Below are 316 nucleotides of genomic sequence, written 5' to 3'. Positions count from 1 at the left end.
GTATCTGAAACATATATCGCCAAAGAAACAAATGTTTCAGTTCATACTGTAAGACGTATCATAGATGATACAGCACGATTATTAACCATTAAACCATTACACGATTTACCTGAGCATCTGTGTTTTGATGAATTTAAATCCGTTAAATCTTCTGATAGTAATATGAGTTTCATTATTTGTGATAGCACAACACACAAGCTAGTCGATGTTGTAAGAGATAGAAAATCTTACAGTTTGAAAAAGTATTTTCATCGTTTTGAGCCTAAGACTAGATTAAAGGTAAAAACTATCTCAATCGACATGTACTTACCGTACA

General features: G+C 32.0%; 1 protein-coding gene. It reads left to right on the top strand.

The features are described 5' to 3' along the window. Positions 1 to 316 (top strand): transposase (locus SINDD18_RS10700; protein WP_193750860.1); only part of this gene is annotated, 316 nt, incomplete at both ends.

The organism is Streptococcus infantis (assembly GCF_001579645.1).
Taxonomy (GTDB): domain Bacteria; phylum Bacillota; class Bacilli; order Lactobacillales; family Streptococcaceae; genus Streptococcus; species Streptococcus infantis_E.
The sequence above is the reverse complement of the archived record's forward strand: the minus strand, read 5'-3'. Positions and strand labels throughout refer to the sequence as shown.